This window comes from Micromonospora sp. NPDC023737 (assembly GCF_040639715.1).
Lineage (GTDB): Bacteria > Actinomycetota > Actinomycetes > Mycobacteriales > Micromonosporaceae > Micromonospora.
In genome coordinates, this window is the sequence record NZ_JBFAAL010000019.1 from 89,534 (window position 1) to 99,958 (window position 10,425).

At 74.1% G+C, this 10,425-nt stretch carries 5 protein-coding genes and 1 pseudogene; 4 read left to right on the forward strand and 2 right to left on the reverse strand.

All coding sequences use genetic code 11. The features are described from left to right. Positions 1-67: 67 nt before the first annotated feature. A pseudogene (gene eccCa / locus AB0F98_RS28090) lies at positions 68-4,050 on the reverse strand (type VII secretion protein EccCa). Between the two features lie 101 nt (positions 4,051-4,151). Between eccCa and eccD the strand changes: the two are divergent. Further along, the gene (eccD, locus tag AB0F98_RS28095) at positions 4,152-5,549 is read left to right on the forward strand and encodes a type VII secretion integral membrane protein EccD (RefSeq protein WP_357741296.1); all 1,398 of its coding nucleotides are present in this window, start codon (positions 4,152-4,154) and stop codon (positions 5,547-5,549) included. A gap of 34 nt (positions 5,550-5,583) precedes the next feature. Here the strand turns inward: eccD and AB0F98_RS28100 are convergent, their stop codons facing one another. Further along, positions 5,584-6,090, reverse strand: a complete 507-nt coding sequence (locus AB0F98_RS28100) for an inorganic diphosphatase (RefSeq protein ID WP_076467154.1) — start codon at positions 6,088-6,090, stop codon at positions 5,584-5,586. 617 nt (positions 6,091-6,707) lie between these two features. On the opposite strand from AB0F98_RS28100, the gene dacB reads away from it, so the two are divergent. The 3 genes from dacB (at position 6,708) to tilS (ending at position 10,335) form a co-directional block, all read left to right on the forward strand. After that, positions 6,708-8,117 carry a D-alanyl-D-alanine carboxypeptidase/D-alanyl-D-alanine-endopeptidase gene (gene dacB, locus AB0F98_RS28105; RefSeq protein ID WP_357741321.1) on the forward strand — a complete coding sequence of 470 codons (1,410 nt, stop codon included), beginning with the start codon at positions 6,708-6,710 and terminating at the stop codon, positions 8,115-8,117. 141 nt (positions 8,118-8,258) lie between these two features. Beyond that, positions 8,259-9,329 carry a zinc-dependent metalloprotease gene (locus AB0F98_RS28110; protein WP_357741299.1) on the forward strand — a complete coding sequence of 357 codons (1,071 nt, stop codon included), beginning with the start codon at positions 8,259-8,261 and terminating at the stop codon, positions 9,327-9,329. A 10-nt stretch (positions 9,330-9,339) separates the two neighbouring features. Then, complete coding sequence (tilS, locus tag AB0F98_RS28115; RefSeq protein WP_357741302.1) at positions 9,340-10,335, forward strand: tRNA lysidine(34) synthetase TilS; 996 nt, start codon at positions 9,340-9,342, stop codon at positions 10,333-10,335. Positions 10,336-10,425: the final 90 nt, after the last annotated feature.

A 10,425-nucleotide genomic window follows, 5' to 3' on the forward strand; every position in this document is an offset into this window, starting at 1 on the left:
TGCGGAACCACAACGATCGGAGATTACCGGTTCTCGCCCCGATCGAGGGACGATCCGGGGAGACGGTTCACGGTGCGGGCAGGTGTGCCAGCTGGACCAGGCGCACGCCTTCCCGGCGGGTGACCAGCCGGCCACGCCCGGGTGGCAGCGGGCCGGGGCGGACCGGCCCGACCAGCGCCCCCTCCTCCGGACTGCCGGCCATCACGAGTCCGGCCGTGGCGAGTTCCCGCAGCCGCTGGACGATCGGCTCGTACTGGGCGCGGGCGGCGCCACCCGAACGGCGGACGAGCACCAGGTGCAGGCCGATGTCCCGGGCCTGCGGTAGGTACTCCGCCAGGGCGTGCAGCGGGTTGGTCGGACCCGTCGCCACCAGGTCGTAGTCGTCCACCAGCACGAACAGCTCCGGCCCCGACCACCAGGAGCGGTCGCGGAGCTGCTGCGAAGTGACCTCGGGGCCGGCGATCCGGCGCGCGAGGTAGCCGGCGGCCGACTCCACGAGCTCGGCGGTGTGCGCGGCCGCGGTGCCGTAACCGATCAGGTGGTCGGTCGCGATCGCGCCGAGCAGGCTGCGCCGGTAGTCGACCAGGATCACCCGGGCCTGCTCCGGGGTGAACCGGGCGGTGATGGTGGCGCCCAGCGCACGCAGGAACGAGGACTTGCCGCACTCGGCGTCACCGAAGACCACGAAGTGTGGCTCGGCGGCGAAGTCGAGCACCACCGGTCGTAGGTCGGCCTCGGCGATCCCGACCGGCAGCCGCAGGCCGGTCGTCGCGCCGAGGTCCAGGTCGGCGTACGCAAGCACCGGCGGCAGCAGCCGTACCCGCGGGGCAGGCGGGCCGGGCCACGCTCCGGCGACCTGCTTGACGAGGTCGACGGTGTCCGCGCCGGCGAGCCGGGGCAGGGCCGTCAAGAAGTGCAGGCTCTCGGCGGTCACGCCCCGCCCCGGGGCCTTCTCCGGCACGTTCGCCGCCGCCCGGCGGGCCACCAGCGAGTCGTTCGGGTCGCCGAGACGAAGCTCGATGCGGGATCCGAAGAGGTCCCGGATCGCGGGGCGGAAGTCCAGCCAGCGCAGCGCGGTGGTCACCACGTGCACCCCGTAGGAGAGCCCCCGGGTGGCCAGGTCGGTGATCAGGGGTTCCAGGTCGTCGTACTCGGCGCGCAGCGTCGTCCACCCGTCCACGACGAGGAACACGTCGCCGAACGGGTCGACGTCCGGCTCCCCGGAGGCGGCGCGCCGCCGCCGGTACGCCGTCATCGACTCGACACCCAGCTCGGCGAAGCGCCGCTCCCGCTCGGCGAGCAGCGTGGCGACCTCCCCGATCGTGCGTCGGACGGCGGTGGGGTCGGCACGCCCGGTCACCCCGCCGACGTGTGGCAGGTCGCGCAGCGCGGCCAGCCCGCCGCCGCCGAAGTCGAGGCAGTAGACCTGCACCTCCGCCGGAGTGTGGGTGAGCGCCAGCGCGCAGATCAGCGTCCGCAGCACGCTCGACTTGCCGCTCTGCGGGGCGCCGACCACCGCGACGTGCCCGGCGGCGCCGTCGAGTGCCAGCCAGAGCAGGTCTCGGCGCTGTTCGAAGGGCTTGTCCACCAGGGCCACCGGGACGCTGAGCGCACCGTGCAGCTCCGGGTTCCCGGTGGTGAGGCCACGCGCGGGATCCGTGCCGACCGGGCCGAGCAGTTCGTCCAGGGCCGGCGGCTGGTCGAGCGGGGGCAACCAGACCTGGTGCGCCGGTGACCCCTGACCGGACAGCCGGTTCACCAGCAGGTCCAGCAGGCTCTCCCGGCCCTCCTCCTCGGCGGCCGGTGCTAGCTGTGCGTCCGGCTCGGGCACCGCCACGAAGTGAGTGGTGAAGGCGTGCAGGCGAGGTGGGCCGTCCAGGTCCGGGCCCGCCGTCCGGCCGCTGCGGGGCAGCGCGCCGGAGACGTACGCGGCCTTGAACCGGACCAGCGGATCGATGCCGGAACGCAGGTAGCCGTGCCCGGGGGTGCGTGGCAGTTCGTGGGCGTCCGGCACGCCGAGCACCGTCCGGGACTCCAGGGCCGAGAAGGTGCGCAGACCGATCCGGTACGACAGGTGGGTGTCCAACCCACGTAGCCGCCCCTCCTCGAGTCGCTGCGAGGCGAGCAGCAGGTGCACCCCGAGCGACCGGCCCAACCGGCCGATCTGCACGAAGAGATCGATGAAGTCCGGCTTGGCGGAGAGCAGTTCGGAGAACTCGTCACAGATCAGCAGCAGTGACGGCAACGGGGGGAGGGCGTTGCCGGCGGCGCGGGCCCGTTCGTAGTCCCGCACGCTGGCGAAGTTGCCGGCCCGGCGGAGCAGCTCCTGCCGGCGCATCAGTTCGCCGTTCAAGGCGTCGACCATCCGGTCGACCAGCGGCAGGGCGTCCGCCAGGTTGGTGATCACGGCAGCGGTGTGCGGCAACCGGTCGAACGAGGCGAAGGTGGCCCCGCCCTTGAAGTCGATGAGGACGAAGTTGAGCTGTTCCGAGCTGTGCGTGGCGGCCAGCCCCAGCACCAGCGTGCGCAGCAGCTCGGACTTGCCGGAGCCGGTCGCACCGATGAGGAGCCCGTGCGGGCCCATGCCGTCCTGCGCGGACTCCTTGAGGTCCAGCTCGACGGTGCCGCCGTCGGCGCCCACTCCGATCGGCACCCGCAGCCGGTCCCGCGCCGAACGGGGCGCCCAGCCCTGCTCCACGGTGAAGGCTCGCGGGTCGCCGAGGTCGAGCAGCTCGGGCAGGCCCGGCTCGGCATGCAGCGGGGCGTCCAGGCCGCGGGCCGTGCCGGCGAGGCGAAGCGGGGCCAGCCGGCGGGCCACCGCCTCGGCGTCGACCGCGTCGAGCTGGTCCGCGAGGCCCACCTCGGCGTGCCCCTCCGCCGAGTACGAGTGCAACCGTCCGTCGCGCAGTTCGAGCAGGAGCGCGTACCGGTCGAGCAGTCGGGGTGGCGGAGTGTCCAGGTCGAGCACGGTGACCGCGTCGATACCGCTGTCGCCGGTCATGTCGGTGGCCCCGGTGACGTCGGCGCCGTCGAGTACGACGACCACGTGCGGCCCGTCGGTCGCCGGGCCGGCCGGGCTGAACCGGGAGCGGCTGGCCAGCACCTCGTCGAGCAGCCCGCCAGTTCGGCGGCGGAGCTGCTGACCAGACGTACCGGGCCGAGGGCGTCGGTGCGGTCCGGATGCCGGGCGTGGGGCAGCCACTTGACCCACTCCCAGGCGGCTCGCCGCTCCGGGCCGGCACAGACCGCGATCAGCAGCTCCTCCGGCGCGTGGAAGACCGCCAGCTGGGTGAGGACCGCGCGGATCATCGCCCGGGCCGACGAACCTTCGGCGGGACCGCCGTCCGTCGCCGGCCCGGCGACCGTGCCGTCGATGGATTCGGAACCGGTGACCTGGCGTACGAACACCCGGGCGAAGCTGCGCAGCGAGAGAGCCACCGGCAGGTCGGGAACGACCGAGTAGGCGTCCAGGAAGCGGCGCAGGGCGCCCGCGGTCATCGGCTCCAGTTCCTCGAGTGGGCGGGTCACGGGCGGGATCAGCGGGGTGGCCAGGGTCTGCGGCCCGACGGCGACCCGCACCACCGCGAAGTCCGGATCGGTGGGGCGGCGCTCCCAGACCCGGTGGCTGGTCACCGTCGACCAGAGCCGCCCGGGGTGGGGGTGCCGGTAGTGCAGCCCGGCCCGCTGCCGTTCGGCGGTCTCCCGGACCCGGCGGCGCAGGGAGGTCAGATGCCGCAGGTACTCCCGGCGGGCGGCCATCAACTCCGACTTGCGTGGTGTGCCGGACGCACTGCCCCACGAGGTCACCAGCATCGCCAGCGAGGAGAGCCCGAACATCGCGCCCACCACGTACGAGTAGGCACCTCCGCCGCGGCCGAACATCATCGCCATCGCCACCGTGCCGCCCAGCATGGGCAGCAGCATGAGCAGCTGCTGCCAGCGGCCGCCGGCCACGGCGGGGATCTCCGGTGGGGCTTCGACGGGCAGCTCACCGACCGGGATCTCCGGTGCCGGCCGGCGGGGCGGCCGTTTGACGACGACGGTGGACAAGGAGCCTCCCCAGAACGCTCGGTAACCCGAAGCTGGCTCATCGTAGGTAAAGTCCTGTCGTCCGCGCAGCCACCGATCCCGTTCGATATGGAGACAGGCCGATGTCAACCGGGCTGGCCCGCGTCACGATCAGCGCCCCGCAACGGCGGCTGGACGTCGCCCTGCCGGAGCAGGTCCCGCTCGCGGAGCTGCTGCCCGAGATGCTGAGACACGCGGGTGTCGGGCTGGCCGACGACGGTGAGCGGCACGAGGGCTGGGTGTTGCGGCGCACCGACGGGGCCGCGCTGTCGACCGCGCAGGCGCTGCATCCGCAGGGCGTCCGCGACGGCGAGGTGCTGTACCTGGTCCCGGCCCGGGCGCACTGGCCCGAACTGGAGTACGACGACGTGGTCGAGGCGATCGTCGACGGCGCGAGGCGCCGGGGCGGGGCGTGGTCGTCGGCGGCCACCCGGGCGGTCGTACTGGCCGGTGCCGGTGCGCCGCTCGCCGTCGGGCTACTCGCCCTGCTCGGTGGCGGCCCGCAGCACCGGGGCGGCTGGGTCGCGGCGGCCGTCGTGGCGCTGCTGCTGGTGCTCGCGGGAACGATCGCATCCCGGGCGCACGGCGACGGCATGAGTGCCGCGACGCTCGGCGGTTACGCCCTGCCGTACGCGGCCGCGGCCGGTGCGCTGGCGGTCGGCTCGGGGGACCCGGTCGGCCCGTTCGGGCCGCTGCGCTGGATGGGCGGCGCGGAGGTGCTGGCGGCCGCGGTGGCCCTGCTGCTGGCGTCGGTGCTCGGCCTGTTCGGGGTGGCGAGCAGGCTACGCGTCTTCGTGGCCGGGGCGACGGTCGGTCTGGTGGCCGCGCCGGCGGCCCTCGGCGGGCTGGCGTTCGGCCCGGCCGGGACCGCCGCGGTGCTGCTCTGCGTGCTGGTCTTCGCCGTCGGGGTGATTCCGCTGCTGGCGATTCGGCTCGGCAAGCTGCCACTGCCGCCGATCAACCTGCCGAACCCGAGCGACGGCGGAGCGCACGCCCGCGACCTGCCCGACCGTGGCCGGGTGTACGCGGCGGTGGCCCGCACCGAGGAGATACTCACCGGGATGCTGCTCGGGCACGCCGTGCTGGCCGTCGTGGCGGCGACGGTGCTGGCCGTCACGGGCGGTACCGCCGGTGCGTTGCTGGTCGTGGTCACCGCCGCGGTCCTGCTGCTTCGCTCCCGGCTGTTCGTGGCGGTCCGGCACCGCCTGCCGCCGGTGGTCGGCGGCCTGCTCGGGTACGCCGTGCTCGGTGCCGTGCACGCCGACCGGGCCGGCGACGTGGGCCGGCTGGGACTGGCCGCGGCCGGGGTGGGACTGGCTCTGCTCGCCGTGGCCGCCGGCACCACCTACGCCCGGCGTCCCGTTTCGCCGTACCTCGGTCGGATCGCCGATCTGGCCGACACGGCGCTCGTGGTGGCCGTGGTGCCGGTGGCCTGCGCGGTGCTGGACCTGTACGAACGGGCCCGGGGGCTGCTCGGCTGAGCAGTCTCCGGGCCCGTTCCGGGTCTCGGTGCGATCAGTGCAGGCCTTCGCCGCGCTCCTCGGCCTCCTTGGCGCGCTGGTAGGAGGCGCGGATCTCGGCTTCCGCCTCGGTGCGACCCACCCAGGTGGCGCCCTCGACCGACTTACCGGGCTCCAGGTCCTTGTAGACCTCGAAGAAGTGCTGGATCTCCAGCCGGTCGAACTCGCCCAGGTGGTGGATGTCCCGCAGGTGCTCCTGGCGCGGGTCCTCGTAGGGCACGCAGAGGACCTTGTCGTCGCCGCCCTTCTCGTCCGTCATCCGGAACATGCCGATGGTGCGGCACCGGATCAGGCAGCCCGGGAAGGTGGGCTCGGGCACGAGCACGAGCGCGTCCAACGGGTCGCCGTCCTCGCCCAGGGTGCCCTCGATGAAGCCGTAGTCCGCCGGGTACTGCGTGGACGTGAAGAGGGTGCGGTCCAGCCGGATTCGGCCGGTCTTGTGGTCGACCTCGTACTTGTTGCGGTGACCCTTCGGGATCTCAACCGTGACGTCGAAATCCATGTGCACGCTCCCTCGTTTGCCCACGCTGGCCAACGGAATCGCCGGCACCGCCGGGGGCGAATGTCACCCACCGGTCGCGACCGCCGCATAGTGTTCGGACCGAAGTAGTGTCACCCAAGCCAATTTCCGCAGGGGAGGAGGGGGTCGTGGGGAGGGATGATTCACATTACCGCCCGGACGATGGGTCTGGACGTGGTACCGGAGGATCTGGTTCTGGTGGAGCCGTCGGGCGCGTGCACGTCCCCGGCACGGAGCCCCGGATGACCTCCGATCCCTCCCGCGATCAGGTTCCGTCCGACCCGCACGGGCCGACGGGAGGACGGTTCCCCGCCCTGGGGCCGGACCGGCCGATCGTCCCGCCGACCTTCCCCACCACGACGTCTGACGGGTCGGCGCCGACCTCCGGTATCCCGACCAGCCCGGCGCCTGCCGGACCGAGCCGTGAACGGCAGCCGGCCGGACAGGAGTACGCCGGGGCGGGTGTGGGCGTGCCCCCCGCCGCCGCTCCCGCCGGTCCGGCCCCGGCCGGGACGGGCGGCCATCCCGACGGCCCGGTCAGCGCCCCACCGGGCGCCGCGGGCGCGACCGGCCCGGCACCCCGCCGCCGGCGGCTGCCGATGGTGCTCGCCGCGGTGCTCCTGCTCGTGCTGGCCGGCGTGGGTGTGGCGGTGGTACGCCCCGGCCCGGTGGCCGACTGGCTCGGCGGCGGGGCCGACGACACGCGAGCCGATGTCGTGGCGGCGGATCCCACGCCGCCGGCCGTGCTCGCCGGCGCCGACCCGAATGCTCCCCAACCCACGCCCGACGGGGTGCGCGCCGCGCTTGATCCGCTGGTCCGGGCGGCTGCCCTCGGCGACCGGGTGAACGTGTCGGTGGCGGACGTCCTCACCGGCCAGCCGCTCTTCGGTCAGGGCGCGGACGACGGCACCGTGCCCGCATCCGTGACCAAGCTGGTCACCGCGGTCACCGTGCTGGCCGCGCGGGGGCCGGGCTACCGGATCCCGACCCGGGCGGTCGCCGGGGCGAACCCCGGTGAGGTGGTGATCGTCGGTGGCGGCGACATCACGCTGGCCGTCGACCGGAACGGCTTCTATCCGGGAGCCGCCCGCCTGGACGATCTGGCCGACCAGGTCGAGCAGGCACTCGGTGGCACGAAACCCACCAAGGTGATCATCGACGGGTCGCTCTACTCCGGCCCCACGCTGGAGCCGGGCTGGGACGAGGACATCAGCGGATACGGCGCACCGATCACCGCCCTGATGACCGACGGCGCGCGTGGGGACGTGTCACAGGCGAAGAAGGATTACGACGAGGGCATGCACGGGGCCGCCCGGGTGTCCCAGCCCGACCTCACCGCCGGCCGCGCGTTCGCCCGGCTGCTCGGCGTGCCGGCCAGCGCGGTCAGCAGGGGCACGGCGCCCACCGCCGAGACCGGTGTCACGTCCGGTCCGGGCACGGAGCTTGGCAAGGTCGAGTCCCTGCCACTGGTCCGGCTGGTCGACATCATGATCACCGACAGCGACAACATCCTCGCCGAGGCGCTGGCCCGCCAGGTGGCGCTGGCCCGCAACCAGCCCGCCTCGTTCGTCGGCGCCGCGGCGGCGGTGGACCAGGTGGCCGGGGAGTTGGGGCTGGACGCCGACGAACTGGCCCTCGCCGACGGCAGCGGTCTCTCCCGCACCAACCGGATCAGCCCGTCGCTGCTCACCGACCTGATCACGCTGGCCGGCAACGGCGACCATCCCGAACTGGCGGCGATCTTCGGCGGTCTGCCGGTCGGCGGCTGGTCCGGGACGCTGGGCGACCGGTACGGGACCGCCGCCACGAAGAGCGGTGCCGGGGTGGTCCGGGCCAAGACCGGAACGCTGACCGGCGTGAGCGCGATCGCCGGCCTGGTCACCACGAAGGAGGGGCGGCTGCTCACCTTCGCGGTGCTCACCGACCGGGTACCCGCGGACGGGACCGACAGTGCCCGGGCGGCGCTGGACCGGATCACCGCCACGCTCGCGAGCTGCGGCTGCCACTGACCTTCTGACGGCGGCGAGGCGGGGCACGACGCTCTCCGATCGCTGGTTGGCGCCCCCGCACGCCGCCGGGCGGACGTCGCGGCTGCCGCGGGCCCGTCGCGGGTCCGGTTCGGGGTGTTCCCACGCGGGTACGGTGGGTGCATGGCGCAGTTCGTGGACTGGGATCTCGCCGCCGCCACCGCGGGGGCGCTGGGCAAGTCGGGGCCCCGCGTGTCGTACGCCGAGGCCACCGACGTGGTCGGCGACCTGCGGCGGCTGACCGAGGAGGCGGCCCGGCACGTGGCCGACTACACCGGTCTGCGGGCGCAGGTGAGCCATCCGCCCGTCCGGATCGTCGACCGGCGGGACTGGGCCGCCGCCAACATCGCCGGGTTGCGCGAGGTGATCGGTCCGCTCGTCGGCCGGCTCGCCGGTGACAAGCGGCCCGGTGCTATCACCGAGGCGATCGGCTCCCGACTGACCGGAGTGCAGGCGGGCACGGTGCTCGCGTACCTCTCCGGCCGGGTGCTCGGCCAGTACGAGGTCTTCTCCGGCGATCCGGGGCAGCTGCTACTGGTGGCGCCGAACATCGTCGAGGTGGAGCGGAAGCTCGGAGCCGATCCGCACGACTTCCGGCTCTGGGTCTGCCTCCATGAGGTGACCCACCGAACCCAGTTCACCGCCGTGCCGTGGATGCGGGCGTACTTCCTGGGTGAGGTGCAGGCGTTCGTGGACGCCTCGTCCGGCGCCGAGGAGGCCCTGCTGGATCGGCTGCGCCGCAGCGTGGGGACCCTCGCCGACGCGATCCGGGACCCGGAGAGCCGCACCAGCGTGCTGGATCTCGTGCAGACGCCGGGGCAGCGCGCCGTGCTGGACCGGCTCACCGCGTTGATGACCTTGCTCGAGGGGCACGCCGAGTTCGTGATGGACGGCGTCGGCCCACAGGTCATCCCGAGCGTCGACCGGATCCGGGCCGCCTTCAACCGGCGGCGCGAGGCCGGCAATCCGCTGGAGAAGGCGATTCGCCGGCTGCTGGGTGTGGACGTCAAGATGCGCCAGTACGCCGAGGGCCGCAAGTTCGTGCACGGGGTGGTCGAGCGGGTCGGCATGGAGGGCTTCAACAAGGTGTTCGGCTCGCCGCTCACCCTGCCCCGGATCGAGGAACTGGGCGACCCGGACGCCTGGGTGGCCCGGGTGCACGGCCCGGCCGGTCCGCTGCCGTCGGCCGGCTGACGGTACGCCGGTGGCCGTACTCGCCCCGCCGGTGGCCGCGATCCGGGTGGCGGTGCGCCGCGCGCTGACCGACCTGCCCGGGGACGGGCCGGTGCTGGTGGCCTGTTCCGGTGGCGCCGACTCCTTGGCGCTCGCCGCCGCCACCGCGTTCGTCGCACCGCGTCTCGGCCGGCGCGCCGGCCTGGTGACGGTCGACCACGGGCTGCAGGCGGGCTCTGCCGAACGGGCCGCCGAGGTGGCGGCGCTTGCCGGCGAGCTGGGAATGGCTCCGGTGGAGCTGGTCCGGGTGGAGGTGGCCGGGCGTCCCGGTGGCCCCGAGGCGGCGGCCCGGGAGGCTCGCTACGAGGCGCTGGCGGACGCCGCCGTGCGGCGCGACGCCGTGGCGTTGCTCACCGGACACACCCGCGACGACCAGGCCGAGACCGTGCTGCTCGCGCTGGCCCGGGGCGCCGGTCCGCGCGGGCTGGCCGGGATGCCCGTCCGCCGGGACCTGGCCGGGGTGCCGCTGCTGCGACCGCTGCTCGGGATCACCCGGGAGCAGACCCGGGCGGCGTGCGCCGCGCTCGGCCTGAAGCCGTGGGTCGACCCGCACAACAGCGACCCCGCGTACACCCGGGCCCGGGTGCGCTCCGACGTGTTGCCCGCGCTGGTCCGCGCGCTGGGGCCGGCGGTGCTGGACGGGCTGGCTCGTACCGCCCGGCTGGTGGCCGAGGACAACGCCGCGCTCGACGAGATCGCCGGAGCGGCGATGGCATCGGTCCGGCACCCCGCCGGTGGGCTCTCCGTGCCGGAGTTGGCCGCCCTCGCTCCCGCCGTACGTGGCCGGGTGCTGCACGCCTGGGCGCGTGAGCTGGGTGCCTCGCCGAGCGCGCTCTCCCACCGGCACGTGGCGGCGCTGGACGCCCTGGTCAAGGCATGGCGGGGGCAGGGCCCCGCGTACCTGCCCGGCGGTCTGTGCGTCCACCGTCGCGTCGATCGCCTCCTTCTCGCCCAGGACAGGGCCTAGGGCCTGTCCTGTCGATCATGGAAGCCAGATGATGGCGGCGATCAGGACCAGGCTGGCTCGGTAGAGAGATGCGCGTTTGGCGTAGCGGGT

Coding starts and splice junctions, on each gene's coding strand:
- eccD (WP_357741296.1), top strand. CDS start 4,152: ATGTCAACCGGGCTGGCCCGCGTCACGATCAGCGCCCCGCAACGGCGG.
- AB0F98_RS28100 (WP_076467154.1), bottom strand. CDS start 6,090: ATGGATTTCGACGTCACGGTTGAGATCCCGAAGGGTCACCGCAACAAG.
- dacB (WP_357741321.1), top strand. CDS start 6,708: ATGGTGCTCGCCGCGGTGCTCCTGCTCGTGCTGGCCGGCGTGGGTGTG.
- AB0F98_RS28110 (WP_357741299.1), top strand. CDS start 8,259: ATGGCGCAGTTCGTGGACTGGGATCTCGCCGCCGCCACCGCGGGGGCG.